The sequence below is a fragment of the Ochrobactrum sp. AP1BH01-1 genome (genome assembly GCF_018066705.1).
GTDB lineage: Bacteria > Pseudomonadota > Alphaproteobacteria > Rhizobiales > Rhizobiaceae > Brucella.
Window position 1 is genome coordinate 275,440 of the sequence record NZ_JAGPOU010000001.1, and the last position, 22,054, is coordinate 297,493.

A 22,054-nucleotide genomic window follows, 5' to 3' on the forward strand; every position below is an offset into this window, starting at 1 on the left:
ACGGGGATGGGGAACTATTGAGCGAGGAAAGACCGTGGCAAATCCAAATGAATGGAACCCGACCGAACGGGTGCGAGAACTCTCCTATCGCATGGTAAGATGGCCAAGCGAGACAGGAACACCTGACGAGGCATCGTTCGGACCCAAGCTTGCCGAGCTTTTGCGCGAGATTCCCTATTTCCAGGAAAATCCTGACGATATTGCTGTCATCGACAGCCATGGTTCGCCGATAACCAAGAATGTCATCGCGGTCGTTCGCGGTACAGGGCGGCGAACCTTGGCGCTGGCCGGCCATTTCGATGTGGTGGAAACCGGCAATTATCGGGATCTGAAGCATCTGGCATTTGAACCCGATGCTTTGCTTGAAGCGCTTCTTGCAGACCTTACGAGCCGTCCGCTTGCGCCGAACGAGGAAAAGGCTCTCGCCGATTTCCAGAGCGGAAATTACGTTCCCGGACGCGGCATGCTCGACATGAAAAGCGGGGTCGCCGCAGGCATTGCAGTATTGGAACGTTTCTCGCAGCAGCCGGACCGGGAAGGCAATCTGATCCTGTTCGCTACCCCTGACGAAGAGCGTGGTTCGCGAGGGATGCGCAGCCTGCGCGATGCCTTGCCGGAACTTGTTGAACGTTGGGGCCTCGATATCGTTGCCGGTATCAATCTGGACGCGACGAGCGATCAGGGGGATGGTGCCGAAGGCCGCGCCATCTATCGTGGCACGATCGGCAAACAGCTTCCCTTTGCTTTCGTCGTTGGGCAACCGTCGCATGCGAGCTATCCGTTCGAAGGTGTCAGTGCGCACCTCATTGCGTCGGAAATCATGCGGGCAGTCGAAGCCAATGCCGCCCTTTGCGATACGGCTGACGGCGAGGTTTCGCCACCGCCTATTTGTCTTGAAGCACGAGATTTCCGTGGCGGCTATGAAGTGACCACGCCGGAACGGACATGGATCGCGTTCAACTGGCTGACCCATTCCGTCTCGCCTGACGCTCTGTTCCAGCGCTTCGAGACGATTGTCGATGACGCCTTGGACCGCGCAATCACACATTTCAATGTCGAGGCAGAGCGCTTCGCAAGGCTCGTTGGCAGTGCCAGCGACACCAATCACAAGGGCCGAATTCTCACTACGGCGGAATTACGCGAGGAAGTTCGGCGCGTTGGCGGCGGGGCGGCGCTGGAACGGATTGCAGCGCTGGAAGCTGAACTTTTAAGCAGCGACAACCCGCTTCTCATTACGCGGGAACTTGTGGATCGTATGGTTGCCGAGGCACGCATTACAGGCCCAACAGTCATCATTGGCTTCGGAAGTCTCGTCTATCCGCATGTTCGCATGGGGACTGAAACGGTTGAGGAACAACGTTTCGCAGAAGCGCTGGAAACCGCGCGGGTGGATGCGGAGCGCCAGTTCGATACGACAATCCGGTATCGGGAGATATTTGCCGGTATTTCCGATATGAGTTTCTTCGGTCATATTCCGGATGCGGCGGATAGTGAGGTCATTGCGGCCAACACACCGGCAGCTCAATTCATAGATCGCGCCAATCCGAAGGCACTTTCGTATCCAGTGGTGAATATCGGTCCGTGGGGCCGTGAGTACCATCAGCGGCTGGAACGGGTCTACGCTCCCTATGCCTTTACCGTGCTGCCGCAGTTTCTCTACGACATAGCCGCGCGCTTCCTGAAGTCCTAGCTGCTGCAATTAGCGCGGTGTCCTTCACTTGGCCTGATTGACAGTTATAGCGATCATGTGGAGGACATCGTCAGCGCTGCAACCGCGGGAAAGGTCGTTGGCAGGTTTTGCCAACCCCTGAAGCACGGGACCAATGGCCTGTGCGCCGCCGATCCGCTGGGCAATCTTGTAGCCGATATTGGCGGCCTCGAGATTGGGAAACACAAACACGTTGGCGTTGCCCTTAAGCGGCGAATCCGGTGACTTGGCGTGGCTGATCGCCTCCACGAAGGCCGTGTCGAATTGCAGTTCGCCATCGATACACAAATCCGGCTTCCACTCCCGGACCGTCCGGGTTGCCTGAACGACCTTTGACACGCGCTCATGCGCCGCGCTGCCGCCGGTTGAGAAGGACAACATCGCGACAGCAGGGTCCTTTTCGGTCAACTGGTGGTAGGATTCCGCCGACTGCATCGCGATGTCTGCGAGCTGCGCGGAATCCGGTTCTACCACGAGGCCGCAATCGGCAAAGATGAAAGCGCCTTTCTTCTGATGATGGGACTGGCACAGCAGCATCAGGAAAAAGCTCGATACGAGTGAAGCGCCTTCGGCCTTGCCGATGATCTGGAGCGCATGGCGCACCACATCGGCTGTCGTCGCAACTGCACCGGCAACTGTCCCGTCCGCATCGCCTTCACGTACCATCATGGCCGCAAAGCCTAGCGGCGTTCTTGCCATTGAATCGGACTGTTCCGGCGTCATGCCCTTGGCCTTGCGCAGTTCGTAAAGAGCGCGTGCATAATCAGCACTTCTGGCCGATGTCTTGGGATCGATGATCTCGATGTTTGATCCATCCATCTGCCCGTCAATAACATCCCGCGAACCCAGAAGCGTGATCCGGGCAATGTTTTCGCGCTCGGCACGCAGCGCCGCATCAATGATGCGCGGGTCTTCGCCTTCGGCCAGCACGATGTGACGCGGTCTTGAACGCGCTTTCTCAAAAATCTTTTCCAACGGCAGCATTGAAATATGTTTCTCTGGAGTGGCCGGGAGTTTTACCCCCGGCCCGAATTGATGGACTGGTTTAAACCGGTATTTGCTGCCGCATGTCGGCCTTGTCGATGCCCGCCACGACCACCGGCTTTTTCATTGCATCGCGGCGGAATGGTTCGCCCAGTTCCTGGTTGAGCACCACTTCGATGAAGGTGGTCACGCCCTTTGCCTGTTCGTCGATCGCCGTCTGCAAGGCTTCGGTGAGTGCCTGCTGGCTATCGACGGTAACGCCCTTGAGACCGCAGCCATCCGCCACCTTTGCATAGCTCAGATTCGGATTGAGCTCGGTGCCGACGAAATTGTTGTCGTACCAAAGCGTCGTGTTGCGCTTTTCTGCGCCCCACTGATAGTTGCGGAAGATGACCATGGTGATTGCTGGCCAACCCTTTCGGCCAATGGAAGTCATCTCGTTCATCGAAATGCCGAAAGCCCCATCGCCCGCAAAGCCGACCACTGGCGTGTCAGGTTGGCCGATCTTTGCGCCGACAATCGACGGAAAGCCGTACCCACAGGGGCCGAACATGCCCGGCGCCAGATATTTGCGTCCGTGCTCGAAGCTCGGATAGGCATTGCCGATGGCGCAATTATTGCCGATGTCGGTGGACATGATGGCGTTTTTCGGCATGCCAGCCTGAATGGCCCTCCATGCCTGCCGCGGCGACATGCGGTCTTTTTCACGCGCCCGCGCTTCCACATTCCAGTGCGTGCCCGGATCGTCATCCTCGTGGTCCATCGAGGAAAGCTGTTGCAGCCAGGCGGACTTGCGCTGATGGATGAGTTGCTTGCGCTCGTCGCGTCCGGCATTGCCCGCATTGGCTCCCAACTGGACGAGGATTTGCTGCGCAACCTGTTTGGCATCACCGCAAATGCCGACCGAGATTTTCTTGGTAAGCCCGATGCGGTCCGGATTGATGTCGACCTGAATGATCTTGGCTTCCTTTGGCCAGTAATCGATGCCATAGCCGGGCAGTGTCGAAAATGGATTGAGGCGTGTGCCGAGGGCAAGAACAACGTCAGCCTTGGCGATCAATTCCATCGCGGCCTTCGAACCATTATAGCCGAGTGGGCCTACGGACAGCGGATGCGTGCCTGGAAAGGCATCATTGTGTTGATAGCCGCAGCAGACTGGCGCATCGAGCTTTTCGGCAAGTGCGATGGATTCCGGGATTGCGCCGCCAATAACGACACCGGCGCCATTAAGAATGACCGGGAATTTTGCTTCCGTCAGAAGCTTTGCGGCTTCGGCAATCGCCTCGCGTCCGCCGCTTGGGCGCTCCAGCCGCACGATCTGCGGCAGGTCCACATCAATAACCTGCGTCCAGAAATCGCGCGGAACGTTGATCTGTGCCGGTGCGCAGCCGCGCCATGCCTTCTCAATCACCCGGTTCAGCACTTCGGGAATGCGGGTCGCATCGCGCACCTCTTCCTGATAGCAGACCATTTCCTCGAAAAGCGCCATCTGGTCTACTTCCTGAAAGCCGCCCTGACCGATGGTCTTGTTGGCAGCCTGCGGCGTGACAAGCAGCATGGGCGTGTGGTTCCAGTAGGCCGTCTTGATGGCGGTGACGAAGCCGGTCACGCCGGGGCCATTCTGAGCAATCGCCATCCCCATCTTGCCGGTCACACGCGTATAGCCGTCGCAGATCAGCGCCGCATTCGTCTCATGCGCGCAATCCCAGAAGGTAATGCCCGCCTTTGGAAACAGATCCGATACCGGCATCATCGCAGAACCAATGATGCCGAATGCATGCTCTATCCCATGCATCTGCAAAACCTTAACAAATGCCTCTTCCGTCGTCATTTTCATGGCGCGTACCTTTCCTTGGAATTCAGAGAACTTCGTCTTTCAGCGCATACCAGCGATACATTGCGCGCTGGCCTATGCGCCTGAATGGGGTCAGCATGCCGTAGCTCGGCAATTCGGAGGTGAAGATAGGCAGGTCCAGTCCCTGTCCGCGACCTGTCATCAATTGGGCGACGCGGCGTCCAGCCTGCGCCGAATACATCACGCCATTGCCGCCATAACCCATGGCATAATAGATTTCCTGCGCCGGGTCGGGGCGATAGATGCGGGGCATCATGTCGTGGCTGACATCGACCCATCCCCACCAAGAATAATCGATCTCGATGCCGGTGAGCGCCGGGAACTTCCGGTAGAGGCCGGAAAGCAGCAGATCGTAATGTTTCGGGTTCGGTGCATCGGCCCCGGTAATGGCACTGCGACTGCCGATCTGCATCCGCCCATCGGGGAGAAAGCGGTAGTAATGGCGAAGCGTGCGCGTGTCCGTCAACGGAATGCCGGTCTTTGGACCACAAGCCTCGATTTCATCCGGCGTCAGCGGGCGTGTCACGACCGAGTTCGACAAGACCGGCATCAGCCGATAGCGGGTCAGCGGATGCAGGCCGGGCGACGTGTAACCAGCAGTTGCAAAACAGACCTGCCGCGCCTTGACCGTCCCGTTCGGCGTGTTGAGATGATAGACATTGCCGTTCTTGCGGCAACTCAGTACCGGGCTTGCCGTGTGCACCTTCGCGCCCAACTTGCGGGCAAGCCTGAGATAGCCGAAGGCGAGCTTTGCAGCATGGATGCCGATGCCGTCCGGTTCGTACATTGCGCCGCGGGCTTCCTGATCGCGGATGAAATCGCGGTGGATTTCCTCGCGGCCCACCATGCGGGTGCCATAGCCGAAAACCTCGTTCAGCAGGCGGGATTCCTTCTCCAGCGCTGGAAGCACCTTGTCGCGATGCGCAATGTAAAGATGGCCGCCATCCTGTGGATCGCAATCGATTTCCGGCTCCGCGATCAGGGCGCGAAAGAGATCGAACCCTTCGGCGATTTCCCGGTGCAGCTTGCGTGCCACATCCACGCCCCAGCGCTCGATCCATTGGGAGCGCTTGAGCCGGCCAGCGGAAATCTGCGCCTGACCGCCATTTCGGGTGCTGCACCCCCAGGCCACGCCGTTCGCTTCCAGAACCGTCGCCTTGATGCCGTGGTCGCGGGCGAGGTGGATCGCGGCAGAAAGCCCAGTATAGCCCGAACCAACGACCACTACATCGGCATCGACATCACCGCGAATGGGGCCGTAATCTTCGGGCGCGGGTCCAGCCGTGCCGATCCAGTAGGTTGGCGCATAGTCGCGGCCTTGCCCGGGCGTTTTCGAAACCACCGGATCATAGGCGGGATCGAATGGTTGGGTGGCCGAGAAACTGTTGAGCGTGTGGGTATCCATATGTCGGTCCTCCAAATCACCGACGGACAATGTTGGGGCTTACGCCTTCAGCAAAGGCCGGTTCTTGCGGAATGCCTGCTTGCGGACGATCTTGCCGCCGCGCTGTGTGAAGAGATCGCAGCCTTCAGCCTCGACGCGTGCGCCATTGGCATCCGTCCCTCGAAAAGTCCATTCGGACACGGCGCGGTCGCCGCTTACGAAGTGCCGATGCCCATCCCATCTCACGTCGGGCATGGCAGCCCATACGCCCGAAAAAGCTTTTGCGATGGCGTCCTTTCCTTCGAGGCGCGTACCGTAAACTTCATCGCCGCCGATGGTGAAGAACACGCAATCGTCAGCAAAAAACGCCATGATCGCATCGATGTCATGCCGGTTGAAGGCGTCGAAGAGGTCGGAAAAATGCTTCTCTGTGAGTTGTCCGGCGGACATTCCATTGCTCCTTGGTAAGTCTCGTATTTGCCCTCATTTCGGGCAAAACTCCCCCGTGGCGCGGCAGCACTGCCGCGCGGTTGATATTGCGAATTGGACTTGGGTCAGGCTGGTTAAAGCGGTCGTGACACCGTCAGATTTTGCCCTTCCATGGAATAAGGACCTTTTCCAGATAGCGGATCAGAAGGTCGAAGGCGAAAGCGAACACGCCTATGACGATGATGCCCATGATGACGGTGTCGCTTGCCAGAAACTGCGCGGCATTGAGCACCATGAAGCCAAGCCCGCGATGTGCCGCCACCATTTCCGCGGCAACCAGCGTCGTCCAGCCTACACCGATGCCGATGCGCATGCCGGTGAAGATTTCCGGCATTGCCGCTTTCATGATGACCTGCGTTATCACCTGCGTCCGGGATGCTCCCATCGCATAGGCGGCGTGAATCTGCTCAGTGGAGACCGAGCGAACGCCGGCTCTGGCCGCAATCGCCATCGGCGCGAAGATCGCGAGGAAGATGAGGAACACCTTCGGAAATTCACCGATGCCGAGCCAGATGATGATCAGCGGCAGATAGGCGAGAGGTGGCAGCGGTCTGTAGAACTCGATAATCGGGTCCAGAACGCCGCGAACGAAACTGCTCATGCCCATCATGATGCCGATAGGAATTGCCGTGACACAGGCAATCGCGAAGGCACCCAATACGCGCCCAAGGCTGGCGAGCGTATGTTCGGCCAGAGTGGAGTTTGCCACGCCATCGGTCATCGCCACCATGAACTTGCCATAGACTGCGAAAGGAGAAGGAAGAAACAGCGGCTTGACCCATCCCATTCCTGTCACGAGAAACCAGAGCCCCAGCAAAATCAGTGCGGTCACAAGGCTTATAAAGCCGCTATTGCCGTCGCCGGGGGCGCCATAGATTTTACCGGGTTTAACTGGCCGCGCCCGAGTTACGAACTCAAGCATGGACCAGTTCCGGGTTTCCTGATGCACGTTCATCGCCATAGATAATCCCCAGAATTGTCTCACGCATCTTGATGAAATCGGGACTGGACTTTACGGCGCGCGCGTCACCGCATTCCAGAAAGCGCCGGTTGAAATCCAGATCGTAGGTATGGGTGATCCGTCCAGGACGCGGCGACATGACGATCAACCGCGAACCGAGAAACAGGGCCTCTTCGACGCTGTGAGTGATGAAGAAGAACATTTTGTTGGTCACTTGCCAGACCCGCAAGAGCAACTCCTGGATTGTCTCGCGGGTGAGGGCATCGAGCGCTGCCATCGGTTCATCCATGAGCAACATTGCCGGATCACAGGTCAGGGCGCGGGCAATGCCGACCCGTTGCTGCATGCCGCCGGAAAGCTGGTAGATCTTGTGATTGTGAAAATCCTGCAGGCCTACCAGAGCCAGATTTTTTGTGGCGCGTGCGCGGCGTTCCGCCTTCGGCACACCTTGAAGCTTGAGGCCGAACTCGGTGTTGTCGATGACGTTCAGCCACGGAAGAAGTGCGTGTTTCTGAAACACGACACCCCTGTCGGCGCCGGGGCCGCGCACCTGCCTTCCGCCCAGCGTGATTTCACCGGATGAGGGGATCATGAACCCCGCCATCAGATTGAGAAGCGTGGTCTTGCCGCAGCCGGAGGCACCCAGCGCCACGACGAAATCCCCGCTGTCGATCCGCAGATTGACACCCTTCAGTGCAATCACGGCTTCTTCCACATAAAGACCGGGGTAAGTCAGACTGACATTCGATACGTTCAAGGTTTCCATAACGTCACCTTTCGGGAACGAGAAAGCGGTTCCGGCATAAACCAAAGGTTGCGTCGTTGCAGGAACCGTCTCGGTTCAGCGACTGTCTTCTAAAGACATCCGCTGGCGGAGGCGCTTGAATTACTTCACGTAATTACTTTGCGGCGGCTTCGGCAAAACTACCATTTACGTTGCCGCTATAGTCATCCAGAGCCTGGTCGAGCTGTTTTTGATCGACGAGGAATTTGGCACTCTGGGTAACGGACTTGAGCGCACCGCTGTCCTTGCCGCCACCGAGCCAACTGGGCGAAGCCTGTTCCTCTACTGTCGGGAATGACAGTAGTGCGAGCGCCCCTGGTATGTCGGCTGCATTGCCGCCGATCAGTTTGACCATGCCTTTGACTTGTTCGGAATCTGCCGTCCATTGAGTGGCATTGGCCTTGTAGTCGGCATAGGCATCCTTCAGCACCGTGGTAAAGGCGGTCATGAATTTCGGATTGTCGCTGGCGAAACTCTTGTCGACCACTAGCCCGTCGAAAGTCGGGACGCTTTTCGCGCCGATCTCTTCGGAATTGGCAATTTCCTTGCCCGACTTGAGGATTTCAGAAAGAGCAGGGGGCCAGACATAGGCCGCATCGATGTCACCACGCTGCCAGGCAGCAACGATCTGCGGCGGTGTCATGTTGAGAATCTCCGCGTCACGCGGATTGATCTTCCAGATATCGTCCATGCCGACGAGAAGATGGAAGTGCGAGGTCGAGACGAAAGGCACGCCGATCTTCTTGCCCTTGAGGTCCTCCGGCTTCTCGATACCCGAGCCTTCGCGCGCTACCAGTGCTTCCGATTTACCGATATTATCGAGGATCCAGAAGAGTTGAAGGTCGACGCCACGTGTAGCGGCGGCTGCGATGCCCGTTGAACCGATAACGCCAATCGGCACATTCCCGGACGCAAGTGCCGTCGAAATATCGCCACCCGATGCGAACTGGCGCCAGTCGATCTTGTATCCGGCTTCCTTTGCTGCCGCATCGAACTTTCCGTCGGCGATCGCGGTCAGAAATGGCCCGACGATCTGCTGATAGCCGACCACGACCGTGGTTTCGGCATAGGCCGCAGATGTTGAAAGCGCTGCTACGGCCGAAAATAACACCACCCGTTTTATGCTGTTGAAATAGTTCATGGAGTTCCCCTTCCATTTAAGAACCATGCCTGACTTGGTCACGACCGCTGGCGTTTTTCGCCAATCTCTAGTTCCAGTTACGAACGATATCCGTGCCATCGCATTTGCCTTATATCCAGTTGGAATAGTCAATAGGTCCAGTTAGGCGCCCGAGACGGCACAACCCGGAAATCGCGGCGACCGCTCGTTTTTGCCACTGAAATTATTCCACGGAGAGAAACAGAAAGAAGAAACGCTATTGCTAAGTGAAGCACGAAGCGGAAAAACTGACGCAAAGTTGGGTGAAGTTTCAGATGTGCTAACGGAGCAAGGCCTTGGAGGCAGTCCCGCCGACGATATTCTTCATAGACGGTAGCCGAAACAGCGGGTTGCAATCGCAGATCCGGGAAACAGCCGTAACCGCCGTTCTTTCCGGCGCCGTTTTACCCGGTGCGCGCATGCCGTCGACGCGAGGGCTGGCCGATTATCTGAAAGTCTCGCGCCTAACCGTAACACTGGCCTATCAGGAGCTTGTTTCCCAAGGCTATCTGGAAGTACGGTCGCGCAGTGCCTATCACGTAGCCACGACGCCGCCGGTAAGCCGTCCCGACAAGGACATTCTGCTGGCACCCGACATCGCAGTCGACTGGTCGTCCAAGCTGCGTCCCGGATTCAATATCGCCAAGACCATCCGCAAGCCTCTCGATTGGCGGAAATATCGCTATCCCTTTCTCTATGGCCAGATGGACCAGACCTTGTTCGATTTGGCCGCATGGCGTGATTGCGCCCGGCGCGCGCTGGCACGGGAGGATTTCACTCTGATGGCTGGTGACTTCGCGGCTTCCGACGACGTGGAACTCGTCAACTATATCCGTTCCAGGACTCTACCGAGCCGTGGGATACGCGCAGAGCAGGACGAGATATTGGTCACTGTTGGCGCACAGAACGCGCTTTGGATCATCAGCCATCTGCTTCTGACGCGACGTTCGCATGTCGCGTGTGAGAACCCCGGGCATCCGGATATCAGCGCTACACTCCATCTGACAGGAGCCCGTGTTACGGCACTCGACGTCGATGAAGGCGGCTTGCCGCCGGAACTGCTACCGGATGGGATCGACGCGGTCTTTGTTACACCAAGTCATCAATCCCCCACAGCCGCCACCATGCCCCGGGCGCGGCGTATCGCTTTGCTGGAGGCAGCTGCGGAACGCGATTTCGTCATCGTTGAGGACGATTACGAATTCGAGATGAGCTTTCTCCAGCCACCGACGCCGGCGTTGAAATCGCTCGACCAGTATGGTCGCGTTCTCTATGTGGGCAGCTTTTCCAAATCTCTATTTCCGGGACTTCGGCTCGGCTACCTCGTGGCACCTGCACCCGTCATTCGCGAGGCGAGGGCGCTACGAGCGCTGATGTTGCGTCATCCGCCCGGACATCTGCAGCGAACAGCCGCCTATTTCCTGGCGCTTGGTCACTATGATGCTGTCATTCACCGGATGCGGATCGAATATCACAGGCGTCATATGGCAATGATCGAGGCTCTTGATCGGGAAGGTTTGAAAATCGCGGGCAAATCGGCGTTTGGCGGTACTGCATTCTGGATAGAAGGACCGGAGGGTATGGATGCCGACAAGCTTGCGCGTGATCTGCGCGAGGACGGCGTGCTTATCGAATCCGGGTCGCCGTTCTTCTGGAGCGACAACCGGCCGTGCCGGTATTTTCGCATCGCCTATTCCTCAATTCCAATCAACCGTATTGCGGAAGGTATCGAACTTCTGGCCGAAAGAATGCGGCAAATCTCGCAATTCGGGAACGGTTGAGTTCAGCCTGCGTTCATGTGGATTACGATAACGGATTTGTGAAGTCGCCGGAATTTGTCCCAATTTAGTGGGTACCGCTGGCGACGTACGGCGTCTTTGCCTGCGAATCCATGGGCAGACGCACATCAATTCTGCCTTCCAGAAGGAGAAGGATATATGTCTATTCGTTCGAAGCTTCTTGCCACGGTTGCGGTGCCGGTTCTGTCGGCGTCCATTTTCGCGCAGCCTGTATTCGCGGATACCTTGACGGCTCCAATCCTGTTGGCACAGGAAAACGGGGACCAGCCATCCGAAGAGCAGTTGCTGCAGCAACAGCGGGAAGCTGAAGAACAGCAGAAGGCAGCGGAGGAAGAAGCGCGTCGTGCTGAAGAACAACAGCGCGCTGCCGAAGAGGAAAACCGTCGTCGGGCCGAGGAACAGCAGCAGAAGGCGGCTCAGGAAGAAGCCAAGCGTCAGGCAGAAGAGCAGAAGCGCGCTGCGGAAGCAGAGGCGCAACGCCAAGCTGAAGAACAGCAGAAGGCTGCCGAGCGGGAAGCACAGAAGCAGGCCGAGGAGAAGCAGAAAGCTGCTGAGCACGAAGCGCAGAAGCAGGCCGAAGAACAGGCCAAGCAGGCTGCCGAGCAGAAAAAAGCCGAGGAAGAGGCGCAGCGCCAGAGCGAAGAGCAGCAAAAGGCTGCTGAAGAAAAAACCCAACGCCGCGCTGAAGAACAGAAGAAGGCAGAGGAAGAGGCTGCTCGCAAGGGCGCTGAACCGCAGGAGCAGGCGTCGCCCGCCGAAAAGCCTGTGAAGGAAACCCCTACAAGTGAGCCCGAAGCGAAGCCCGAGCAACCCGCACCCGAGAAGCCCGTGAAGGAAGCTCCTGCTCCGCAAGCGGAAAAGCCAGCCGAGCCTCCGGCAGAAGCATCTCCGGCGACGCCTCAGCAGAAAGAACCCGCAGAAGAGTCCATTGTTGAACATCCTGAAGAGGTTCCGCCGCAGGAGCCGAAAGCAACAGAAGCTCCACAGAATGAAGCGCAGCCTGCGCAGCCGGTTGAACAGCCGCAATCGACCGAGGGCCAGCAAAAGCCGACGCCGGAAATAGTCGATCAGCGTTCGACCGAGGAAAAGCAGGAGATCGCCAAAGATCCTGCCAAGACGGACGATACGGTTGTCTTGCCCGTTGAAAATGGCGCCGCCATTCTCGACAGCGACAAGGATGCTGACAATTCCGGTGGAAGCCAATCGCGTGAAGAGCGCCGCAAGCAACGCGAGCAGCAGCGCTCCGCCGAGGAAAACGCCCCGCCACCCGCAAATGATGCGGCGGCACAGGTCGCTATTCCAGAAGAGGTGAAGGCAGCACTGCCGCAGAAGATTGAAGCCAATCTCAAGGAAGAGGGCACCCGTATCAAGGAGGCGCCTGTTTTCGCCGTGCCTGAAACCACCAACATCATCAACAACACGGTGGTGAACAATACGGTTGTAAACAACACGACAGTCAATAACGTGACGAACAATGTCACGAACGTCAAAGTGCTAGAGGAAGTCGACAATCGTGTCATTCTGGATGTTGGCGACCGCATCTTTGTTCGCGGCGATGATCGCCCGAGATTGCGCCGCGATGCCGAGCGAACATATTACGATGAACTGCCGCGTGGACGCACCCGCGAAACCATCGTTCGTCCCGGCGGGAACCAGATCGTCACGATTTATGATCGTTACGGCGATATTCTTCAGCGTTCCCGCATCGACCGCGACGGCAACGAATATCTGATGATCTATGCGCCCGAATATGACGACGGTCCGCGCGCTTCGATTATTGATGTGGGTTATGAACTGCCCCCGATGCGTCTGACCATTCCGGTGAGAGATTACATCATTGACGTTGCGGACGATCCGGACCGTGATTTCTATGATTTTCTCGCCATGCCACCGGTGGAGCGTGTGGAGCGCGTCTACACAATTGACGAAGTTCGTCACTCCGCCCGTCTGCGTGACAAGGTGCGCCGCATCGATCTGGATACGATCCACTTCGCGACGGGAAGCGCCGAGGTTTCGATGTCGCAAGCCAAGACGCTGCGCAAGGTTGCAACCGCCATGCAAAAGGTGTTGGCAAAGGATCCGGGGGAGACCTTCTTCATTGAAGGACATACCGATGCGGTCGGATCGGATCGCTCAAATCTGGTCCTGTCGGACAAACGAGCTGAATCAGTCGCCAACCTCCTGACGGAAGTCTATGATATTCCGGCCGAAAATCTCGTGACTCAGGGCTATGGCGAACGTTTCCTCAAAATTCGCACCCAGGCACCAGAACAGGAAAATCGTCGCGTCACAATCCGTCGCGTAACACCGCTCGTTCGCCCCGTTGCGCAACGCTGAACAAAAACACCCGGATGCGGTCGTCGCATCCGGGTGTTTGCATGGAATTGATATTGATCAGGCAGTCTTGGGTTGGATCGCGCTTACCTGCGCGAGCAACAGTTCGCTCACCGGGCGCGGCTTGACCGCCTCAATCTGCACCATGAGTTCTGCGATTTTCTCCGCCTCGCAGACACCGCACTCATAGATCTGTATGATTTCTCGCGCCATCTCGTCTTTATGGGGAGAGGTAATCGGGCAACGCGCCATTGCTTCACACGACTTCACATAAGCCGCTTGCAGCTCTTTCAATTCGGCGGGTTTGAAGCGCCCGAAGTAGTAGTCTCTCGAAAATGGCATTCTATGCATTCCGCATATGGCTGGCTGACGGATCATTCCACCCGCCGCCTATAAATCCGTGCGATCAGCTATACTAAAATATAGCCAATTGCAAAACTTTATAGGCAAGAATTGTTTACTTTATGTAAAATGTTCAGGTGTGGCAAGTGCACGAGAATTACATAGATGTCCTTCACCCGGGCGTTTGCACAACACTGACTGACCTTAAGCGCGGGCGAGTTCGAGCTTAGCTACGATTTCCGCGATTTTTTCTGGATCGTATTCACCGGCTTCATATGTACTTATGATCACTCGCGCCAGTGTTTCTTTATCAACGTGGGTTGTGGGACACCGATCCAGAAATGCGCAACAGCGGTTGTAGGCTGCCTGAAGCACCTGAAGATCGCCGGGCGCATATGTTCCTTGATATCTATTACCGCGAAATGGCATGGGGTCCTCCCCGTTTGATTGATTGAACCCCTAATTTAAGGGGAAAGCAACCAATCGTTTTGTGACAGCGATATCAAGCGCATCACGATAGTGTTTTGGCGACACGGCTATTCCCGATACAAATAGCGATAATCCCTGGTTCCGAACTCGGATTGGAAAACTCGCTGCAAGTTTGTTGAAAGCTGATTGAAAGCTTGCCTGCTGTAACCGTTTAGAACCGATTGAGGAATCGGCACATATCAGGAGGGGTCTGGCATTGCCGGGCCGACAGGAGCTCTCGGAGGAGCATAGATGAAAATCTCTATCGATTCATGTCGCCATCTGTTTGGCGCGGCCGTTATCGGCGGCGCGATGGTAATTGGCGCAGGCGCGGCCCATGCCGAAAAGCTGACGGTGATCGTCGGCGGCATGGAAAAGCAGATTTACCTTCCGGCAGTGCTGACGGAAAAACTCGGCTACTTCAAGGATGAAGGACTTGACGTCGAGTTGATCAACAGCCGCGCGGGTGTGGATGCGGAAAACGAACTTTTGGCGGGTGCAGCTCAGGCGGTAGTGGGCTTTTACGACCACACGATCGATCTGCAATCGAAGGGCAAGTTCATTCAGTCCATCGTCCAGTTCAGCCAGGCACCGGGTGAGGTGGAGCTCGTCTCCAGCAAGTATGCCGACCAGATCAAGTCGCCCGCCGATTTCAAGGGGCATACTCTCGGCGTCACCGGTCTCGGCTCTTCCACGGACTTCCTGACCCAGTACCTTGCCATACGCAATGGCCTCAAGCAGGGTGACTACACGCTGCTGCCAGTTGGTGCGGGCAATACTTTCATTGCTGCCTTCAAACAGGATGCCGTTCAGGCAGGCATGACCACGGAGCCGACCGTCGCCAATATGCTGAAGAGCGGCGACGCCAAGGTGCTGGTCGACATGCGCACACCGGACAAGACGATCGAAGCACTTGGCGGACCATACCCGGCTGCGTCGTTCTACGTGCAGAGTGCGTGGCTTGAGACGCACAAGGAAGACGCGCAGAAACTTGCCAACGCCCTGGTCAAGACCATGCGCTATATCGCTTCGCACAGTGCCGAAGAAATCGCCGACCAGATGCCCAAGGACTATTACGTCGGCGACAAGGACCTTTACGTAAAGGGACTTGCCGAGGGTAAGGCACAGTACACGCCAGACGGCCGGATGCCGAAAGACGGCCCGGAAACCGTGCTCAAGGTTCTAGCGACCTTCAAGAAGCCGCTTCCGGAAAAGCAGATCGATCTGTCGAAGACCTTTACGACCGAATTCGTGGACAAGGCCAACGCAACGCTCGACGCTGCGAAATAAACGGCCTTCGACTGACGTTCAAACATGAGCGTCAGTCACGCTGCCCTCCACAGATTCAACCGCATTGCAGAGACGCGACTGAGCATTTCCAGCAAGATGTCGCGCGAGCGGTGCCGCGTACCCGCGAGGAACCCATGCTGATGGAAGCCACCAGAACCATTGCGCGTGAGAAAGCTGGCAATAGCGTGCCTGCAATCGCGCTCAACAACGTAACCCGCCGTTTCGTCACCCCCGACGGCAAGATGATGACCGCATTGCGCGACTTCACCATGAATGTCGCGCAGGGCGAATTTGCTTGTGTTGTCGGTCCGACCGGCTGCGGCAAGTCGACGACGCTTAATCTCGTGACCGGTCTTGCCAAGCCAAGTGCAGGCGAAGTTCGCCTGATGGGCAAGCCTATCGAGGGCATCAGCCCTGATATCGGTTTCGTGTTTCAGGCGGATGCTCTTTTCCCCTGGCTCAATGTGATCGACAATGTGAGCGTCGGCCCGCGCTATCGCGGCATGGGCAAGGAAGAAGCCTATGAGAAAGCGCGTAGCTGGATCGCCCGCGTCGGTCTGGCCCGCTTTGAAAAGCACTATCCACACCAGCTTTCGGGCGGTATGCGCAAGCGCGTGGCGCTGGCCCAGACATTCATCAACGAACCGAAGATCCTGCTCATGGATGAGCCGTTCAGCGCGCTTGATGTGCAGACCCGCACGTTGATGCAGGGCGAATTGCTCGATCTTTGGCAGCAGTCCGGCGCGTCCGTCATCTTCGTCACGCACGATCTCGAAGAAGCAATTGCGCTCGCCGACAAGGTTTATGTGCTGACCGCAGGCCCGGCTACAGTCAAGAGCGTCTACGACATCGACATACCACGCCCGCGCGTCATGGAAGACATCCGCTACGACAGCCAGTTTGTCGATATCGCCAAGGTCATCTGGGACGATTTGCGCGAGGAAGTGCAGATCGGCCAGAAGCGCGCCTTGGCGAACGGAAACTAACCGGAGAAATGATATGACAACACAAGCTCTCTCCGCGTCCGCAACCTTGCAGGTCAATGCAAGTGCCGACGAACTTGCCCGCACTGAAGCAAAATTTCGTGCCGATATGCGCCGTCGTCGCGCGGTCGTTATCCTCGTACGCCTTGCTATTCTCGTCGCCGTGCTGGGCGGCTGGGAACTCGGCGCACGGACCGGCCTGATCGATCCTTTCTTCTTTGCAAGTCCGTCCGGCATTGCCGACCAGATATGGATATGGATCACCGAAGGCACGTCACAGGGACCGCTTTCTGAACAGATTATCGTAACGCTTGAGGAAACCGCGCTTGGCTTCCTGATCGGCGCTGTTGGTGGGGTCATTTGCGGTATCCTGCTCGGCCGCAACAAGTTTCTCGCCGATGTGTTCTCGATCTATATCAAGATTGCCAATTCCATCCCGCGCGTCGTGCTGGGGTCGATCTTCATTATCGCGCTTGGTCTCGGCATGGCTTCCAAGGTAGCGCTGGCCGTGGTCATGGTGTTCTTCGTCGTGTTTGCCAATGCGTTTCAGGGCGTGCGCGAAGCCGACCGCGCGCTCATTGCCAATGCGCAGATACTGGGTGCATCCCGGTCGCAGATCACACGCACCGTCATCGTGCCGTCAGCCATGAGCTGGATTCTGGCCAGCCTTCACGTCAGCTTCGGTTTTGCGCTCGTCGGCGCTGTCGTTGGTGAGTTCCTTGGCGCCAAGAAGGGCGTCGGCCTGATGATTTCAACAGCACAGGGCACATTCAATGCCAACGGCGTCTTTGCTGCGATGATCATTCTGGCGGTGCTGGCACTCGTCGTGGAATATATCATCACATTGGTTGAAAACCATCTGGTGAAATGGCGTCCACAGGCACTTTCCGAACAGGGAAGCTGATAGCCAGATAATTGCTATGTGTCAGGCGGCGGGCATGGTGACAGTCACCGTAAGCCCGCCGCCTTTCGTTTGGGAAAGCTTCACATCGCCGCCCGCTGCGTCGGCAACTTCACGTACAATGGCAAGACCGAGCCCGCTTCCCTCCGCAACTGTGCCCGGAACGCGGTAGAAACGTTCAAAAACATGTTCGTATTCGCCAGCCGGGATGCCGGGTCCATTGTCCTCGACCCGTATGTGGATCTTGGTCCCGTCTTGTTCGACCATGAGCGTTACCCTCCCGCCTTCGGGCGTGTAGGTGAGAGCGTTGTCCACCAGATTGACGATCATTTCCCGCAGCATGGTGCCATCGCCGGAAATGATCGGCTTGGTCGCATTAAGCTCGAAGCCGAGATCGATCTGGCGGTTGAAGGCTTTGCCCGCAAGGCTTTCCAGAATTTGTTGCCCCGCTGCCGCCAGATCAACCCGATCGGCACGGGGACGCCTGCTGCCCGGTTCGGCGCGGGAAAGCGTCAGCAATTGTCCGGCCAGCCGCGATAGCTGCATGGCCGTATTCTTGATGCCTGCCAGAACATCCTTGCGGTCATCTTCACCGGTTGCCCGTTCTGCGAAACTGGCCTGCGTCGTAAGTGTTGCAAGCGGTGTACGCAACTGATGTGCTGCGTTCTGGATGAAACGGTGCTGCGCCGACATCTGCTTGCGCACGCGTTCCATATATTGGTTGAGCGCTGTGACGAGAGGTCGGAGTTCGGTCTGGACGGTCTGCGGATCGAATGGTTCCAGTTCCGATGTGCGATTACGGACTTCGTTGCGAAGCCGGATCAGTGGGCGCAACACGAAGCGCAAGCCCAATAGCGATAGGGCTCCGGCGACAATAATAAGCAGGGATTGCTCCAGCACGGAGTTCAACCATAGTTCCCGCTGCATGGCCGTGTATCCCGAAAGGGTGACGCCCACGACCACGTCAACGGCCTGAGGCAGGCTGGATGGCGCAGCAACAGGATGACGCAGGACGACGAGGCGCAAGGGATGGTCGCGATAATTGCCCTCGTAATGAGTTGGGTCGTAATTGGCAATTTCAGCCGGTTTGGGTAAATCGGGAAAACCTGCCAGCAAACGCCCATCCGATGTCTCGACCCGGTAATAGACCCGGTCCCCATATCCAGTTGAAAACATTTCGAGCGCGACCGGCGGGATGACGGCATCGATGGCATTGTGCGATGCGGCAGTCGCTTCGCCGATAGCACGCGCAGACGCCGTCAGCATTCTGTCTGACACGATCCCGGCCATATTTTCCGACGCGCGCCATGCAGTCCAAAGATTGATCCCGGCCACCACAATCAGCGGGATCACAATCCATGAAACGAGTTGCGCGCGCAGGCTTTGGGAGAGGCGGATGAACAGGCGTTCCATATCAATTCGCTTCGCGCAAAAGGTAGCCGAGGCCGCGTAAAGTTACGATCTCGACCTTGCTGCCCTCCAGCTTCTTGCGCAGGCGATGAATGTAAATCTCGATGGCGTTTTCGTCAGTTTCACTGTCGAAATTGTAAATGCCTTGAACAAGCGTTGTCTTGCTGACAGTGGTTCCAATGCGCCGGAGAAGCTGTTCAAGAACTGCATGTTCTTTCGGCGCAAGTGATAGCGGCTCATCTCCAAGCGAAAACAGCCGGGTGTTGGTGTCGAAACGCAGCAGGCCACAGGTCACGACAGGTGCTGTGCGCTGGCTGGACCGGCGAAGATGGGCACGGATGCGCGCTTCGAGCTCGCTGAGTTCAAAAGGCTTTGCCAGATAATCGTCAGCACCGGTATCCAATCCCCGGATACGTCCATCAAGGCTTGCGTTGGCCGTCAATATGATGACAGGCACTTCATTGCCTCTGCTGCGGACATGTTTCAGCACGTCGAGCCCGGTTTTGTCCGGCAGGCCGAGATCCAGAACCACCAGATCGTATTCCGTGAAAGCGAGCGCCTGTTCCGCATCGGTCCCGTCGTGCACCGTATCGACGCTATAGTTCGACTGCTGCAGGCTTTTTGCCAGCCAGTTTGCAAGGGTAAGATTGTCTTCTACGAGCAGAATACGCATGGCTGACGATGATAGCGGTTTCGGTTCCGCGTCAAGAAGCTTGGTCGCTGAAGCGATGGATCATGTGAATATCTTCCGGTTCGCGCATGAAGAGCAGCTGATCGGGTGTCGTCGTGACTTTCGCTCCCTGCTTCAGATAAAAATCGATGGTCCGGCGAGTGGGCGTTGCAGAAATATAGAAACCTTTCGCTCCGGCTTCCTTCGCAATGGCCATGCTGCGCCGGTAGAGTTCGCCTGCAAGCCCCAGGCCCCGGATGGTATTGCCGACATGCATGAAGCCAAGCTGGTACAGTTCGGGGTAGGCGCGGACAGGGCGCACATCCGTTACCGCGACGGCCACCAGAGTGTCACCGAGATAGGCCCCGAGCAACACGCCTTGATGGTCGTAACAGTCGAGCAGGATAGGCGTGTAGATTTCCGCTTCGCCTTCCGGCCAGCCGCGCACATCATAAAACCGCGGCTCCAGCAGAAGCTGTTCGCCTTCCAGACGATACATTTCCTCGATGATTTCGCTGCGATCAATTTGCCAGATGTCCGTCACTTCGCTTCTTTCGAGCGGCCGTATGGTGAAATTTGTGAGCTTCTTTGTCTCTATCATAAATGTTGCCCTGGAACTTCGGTTCGCTCCACGAACTAACTTTTCATCAAGGGATACTCAAGGGAAACGGGGCAGTATTGGCTGCGTTTCGCCGTTTTGTGATGTGAAACATATCATTTTGAGAAAAATTACGAAAATATTGATCAATATCACGGCTACTCATCGCCATTTCTCTCGGGTACTCCTCAGTACAGGTGCGAGGAATGTTGAGGCGTGTGGGAGGCCGGAAGCCAACTTCAATCGGGGAAACTGGACCGGAACGGCAAATAGAGGGCGGCAAACCGCCTGAAAATATGCAATTTTGCTTCAACTTTCCGATCTGCCCTTGCGGGAGCGGGGCCCGAGTTCTATCAGCATCATCAAAAATTGCAGCCCAAGGAAGGATCGGCAACCTTGATGCCGAAACCTCCGGTCCGCGACCATCTGGTGCGGCGGCGGTAAAATGAGCGATGGAGCCAAATTGAAAAACCATCACGATATCTGGGATATCGTCGACGCCAAGAGCGCCGCATATTTCGAACTGAGCGATACGGTTTGGGATAATCCTGAAACAAATTACGAAGAATACAAATCGAGCGATGCCCACGCCGCAATGCTGGAAGCCGAAGGGTTTCGCGTCGAACGCGGCATTGCAGGGTTGCCAACGGCTGTAATGGGCGAAGCTGGCGAGGATGGTCCGGTCATTGCCATTCTTGGTGAGTTCGATGCGCTGCCGGGTTTGAGCCAGGTATCGGGGCTGGTCGAAGAGAAGCCTGTCGAAGCAGGCGGGCACGGACATGGCTGCGGTCACAACCTTCTGGGTGCGGGTTCACTGCTCGCGGCTGCCGCCGTAAAGGATTATCTTGCTGCACAGGGCATCAAGGGCCGCGTGCGTTACTATGGTTGCCCCGCTGAAGAGGGCGGCTCGGCAAAGGGTTTCATGGTTCGCGAGGGGCTGTTCGACGATGTCGATATCGCGTTCTGCTGGCACCCAGCGCCATTCGCGGGCGTGAACGATCCGGTCTCGCTTGCTTGCAATGAAATCAATTTTCACTTCAGCGGTCGTGCCGCCCATGCTTCATCGGCGCCACATTTGGGACGCAGTGCGCTCGATGCGGTTGAACTGATGAATGTTGGCGTGAACTATATGCGAGAGCATATGCCCTCGACAGCCCGTATTCACTACGCCGTGACCGATGCGGGCGGTGTCGCTCCAAATGTCGTGCAGGCCAAGGCAACGGTGCGCTATCTGGTACGCGCCCGCAGCCTGCCGGAAATGCAGGTGCTTGTGGAGCGTGTCAAGAAGATCGCCGACGGCGCCGCCTTGATGACCGAAACGACGGTTCGCAGCGAGATTATCAGCGGCGATGCCGACCTGATCGGCAATACCCCACTTGAACAGCTGATGCAGATGCAGCTTGAGCGTCTCGGACCTCCGGACTTCGACGATCAGGACCGCGAAACCGCAAGCCATTTTCAGAAGACGCTTTCGAAGGAAGATATTTCCGATGCCTTCCGCCGCTTCGGCGTGGAGCCAAAAGAGGGCTTATCGCTTTGCGAAGATATCTATACGCCCTATAAGGGCGACAATACTCTCGTCGGCTCCACCGATGTGGGCAGCGTCAGTTGGGTTGTTCCAACGGTGCAGATGCGCGGTGCGACCTGCGCGATCGGTACGCCGCTTCATTCGTGGCAGATGGTAGCTCAGGGCAAGCTGCCGGCAGCGCACAAGGGCATGGCCCATGCTGCGAAGGTCATGGGCAGCACGGCCATCGAGCTGCTCCGCGATCCGGCGCAGATCGAGAAAGCAAAGCAGGATCACGCAAAACGGCTCGGCGGAACCGTTTTCGTCAATCCAACTCCGGACAGCGTTCAACCCGCTCTGCCCGAAAGTGCGAAATAATGCAGACAGGCAGACAGTTTTTGACAATCCAAATGACATTCAACCCCTCT

General features: G+C 57.0%; 20 protein-coding genes. 7 read left to right on the top strand and 13 right to left on the bottom strand.

The window, feature by feature from the left end:
- Window positions 1-91: 91 nt before the first annotated feature.
- Window positions 92-1,690, top strand: a complete 1,599-nt coding sequence (locus tag J9800_RS01235) for a M20/M25/M40 family metallo-hydrolase (protein WP_114215075.1) — start codon at window positions 92-94, stop codon at window positions 1,688-1,690.
- Between the two features lie 24 nt (window positions 1,691-1,714).
- Here the strand turns inward: J9800_RS01235 and pta are convergent, their stop codons facing one another.
- From pta to tauA, 7 genes are all read right to left on the bottom strand, one after another.
- The gene (gene pta, locus J9800_RS01240; RefSeq protein WP_114215011.1) at window positions 1,715-2,692 is read right to left on the bottom strand and encodes a phosphate acetyltransferase; all 978 of its coding nucleotides are present in this window, start codon (window positions 2,690-2,692) and stop codon (window positions 1,715-1,717) included.
- A 61-nt stretch (window positions 2,693-2,753) separates the two neighbouring features.
- A complete protein-coding gene (xsc, locus tag J9800_RS01245; RefSeq protein ID WP_114215010.1) occupies window positions 2,754-4,529 on the bottom strand; it encodes a sulfoacetaldehyde acetyltransferase in 1,776 nt (591 codons plus the stop codon).
- Between the two features lie 22 nt (window positions 4,530-4,551).
- Window positions 4,552-5,952, bottom strand: a complete 1,401-nt coding sequence (locus tag J9800_RS01250; RefSeq protein WP_114215009.1) for an NAD(P)/FAD-dependent oxidoreductase — start codon at window positions 5,950-5,952, stop codon at window positions 4,552-4,554.
- A 39-nt stretch (window positions 5,953-5,991) separates the two neighbouring features.
- Complete coding sequence (locus tag J9800_RS01255; protein ID WP_112589061.1) at window positions 5,992-6,381, bottom strand: nuclear transport factor 2 family protein; 390 nt, start codon at window positions 6,379-6,381, stop codon at window positions 5,992-5,994.
- A gap of 133 nt (window positions 6,382-6,514) precedes the next feature.
- The gene (locus J9800_RS01260) at window positions 6,515-7,342 is read right to left on the bottom strand and encodes an ABC transporter permease subunit (RefSeq protein WP_006471746.1); all 828 of its coding nucleotides are present in this window, start codon (window positions 7,340-7,342) and stop codon (window positions 6,515-6,517) included.
- Window positions 7,335-8,147, bottom strand: a complete 813-nt coding sequence (locus J9800_RS01265) for a taurine ABC transporter ATP-binding protein (RefSeq protein WP_025091973.1) — start codon at window positions 8,145-8,147, stop codon at window positions 7,335-7,337. The genes J9800_RS01260 and J9800_RS01265 overlap by 8 nt, the downstream gene beginning before the upstream one ends.
- A gap of 133 nt (window positions 8,148-8,280) precedes the next feature.
- On the bottom strand, window positions 8,281-9,306 hold the full coding sequence (gene tauA, locus J9800_RS01270; RefSeq protein WP_114215008.1) for a taurine ABC transporter substrate-binding protein: 1,026 nt from the start codon (window positions 9,304-9,306) through the stop codon (window positions 8,281-8,283).
- Between the two features lie 314 nt (window positions 9,307-9,620).
- On the opposite strand from tauA, the gene pdxR reads away from it, so the two are divergent.
- Entirely contained in the window at window positions 9,621-11,105 is a 1,485-nt protein-coding gene (pdxR, locus tag J9800_RS01275; protein ID WP_114215007.1) for a MocR-like pyridoxine biosynthesis transcription factor PdxR, read from the top strand.
- Window positions 11,106-11,261: 156 nt separating this feature from the next.
- Window positions 11,262-13,460 (top strand): OmpA family protein, encoded by a 2,199-nt coding sequence (locus J9800_RS01280; RefSeq protein ID WP_114215006.1) that lies wholly within the window; start codon window positions 11,262-11,264, stop codon window positions 13,458-13,460.
- A 57-nt stretch (window positions 13,461-13,517) separates the two neighbouring features.
- On the opposite strand, the gene J9800_RS01285 is transcribed toward J9800_RS01280, so the two are convergent.
- Window positions 13,518-13,799 carry a hypothetical protein gene (locus tag J9800_RS01285; protein ID WP_112589072.1) on the bottom strand — a complete coding sequence of 94 codons (282 nt, stop codon included), beginning with the start codon at window positions 13,797-13,799 and terminating at the stop codon, window positions 13,518-13,520.
- Window positions 13,800-14,003: 204 nt separating this feature from the next.
- Window positions 14,004-14,228 (bottom strand): hypothetical protein, encoded by a 225-nt coding sequence (locus J9800_RS01290; RefSeq protein WP_112589074.1) that lies wholly within the window; start codon window positions 14,226-14,228, stop codon window positions 14,004-14,006.
- Window positions 14,229-14,531: 303 nt separating this feature from the next.
- On the opposite strand from J9800_RS01290, the gene J9800_RS01295 reads away from it, so the two are divergent.
- From J9800_RS01295 to J9800_RS01305, 3 genes are all read left to right on the top strand, one after another.
- The gene (locus J9800_RS01295; RefSeq protein ID WP_502696705.1) at window positions 14,532-15,557 is read left to right on the top strand and encodes an ABC transporter substrate-binding protein; all 1,026 of its coding nucleotides are present in this window, start codon (window positions 14,532-14,534) and stop codon (window positions 15,555-15,557) included.
- 134 nt (window positions 15,558-15,691) lie between these two features.
- A complete protein-coding gene (locus J9800_RS01300) occupies window positions 15,692-16,543 on the top strand; it encodes an ABC transporter ATP-binding protein (RefSeq protein ID WP_114215004.1) in 852 nt (283 codons plus the stop codon).
- A 13-nt stretch (window positions 16,544-16,556) separates the two neighbouring features.
- Window positions 16,557-17,444, top strand: a complete 888-nt coding sequence (locus J9800_RS01305; protein WP_114215003.1) for an ABC transporter permease — start codon at window positions 16,557-16,559, stop codon at window positions 17,442-17,444.
- Window positions 17,445-17,465: 21 nt separating this feature from the next.
- Here the strand turns inward: J9800_RS01305 and J9800_RS01310 are convergent, their stop codons facing one another.
- From J9800_RS01310 to J9800_RS01325, 4 genes are read right to left on the bottom strand one after another with little or no spacing between them, the layout of a single operon-like run.
- Complete coding sequence (locus J9800_RS01310; RefSeq protein WP_114215002.1) at window positions 17,466-18,854, bottom strand: sensor histidine kinase; 1,389 nt, start codon at window positions 18,852-18,854, stop codon at window positions 17,466-17,468.
- A 1-nt stretch (window position 18,855) separates the two neighbouring features.
- On the bottom strand, window positions 18,856-19,524 hold the full coding sequence (locus tag J9800_RS01315; protein ID WP_112589084.1) for a response regulator transcription factor: 669 nt from the start codon (window positions 19,522-19,524) through the stop codon (window positions 18,856-18,858).
- Window positions 19,525-19,555: 31 nt separating this feature from the next.
- Window positions 19,556-20,122 carry a GNAT family N-acetyltransferase gene (locus tag J9800_RS01320; RefSeq protein WP_114215001.1) on the bottom strand — a complete coding sequence of 189 codons (567 nt, stop codon included), beginning with the start codon at window positions 20,120-20,122 and terminating at the stop codon, window positions 19,556-19,558.
- A gap of 46 nt (window positions 20,123-20,168) precedes the next feature.
- Window positions 20,169-20,594: a hypothetical protein gene (locus J9800_RS01325; protein ID WP_162792623.1), complete on the bottom strand. Its 426-nt coding sequence runs from the start codon at window positions 20,592-20,594 to the stop codon at window positions 20,169-20,171.
- Here J9800_RS01325 and J9800_RS01330 point away from each other — a divergent pair.
- Window positions 20,565-22,004: a M20 family metallopeptidase gene (locus tag J9800_RS01330; RefSeq protein ID WP_114215000.1), complete on the top strand. Its 1,440-nt coding sequence runs from the start codon at window positions 20,565-20,567 to the stop codon at window positions 22,002-22,004. The genes J9800_RS01325 and J9800_RS01330 overlap by 30 nt on opposite strands.
- The last annotated feature ends 50 nt before the right edge of the window (window positions 22,005-22,054 follow it).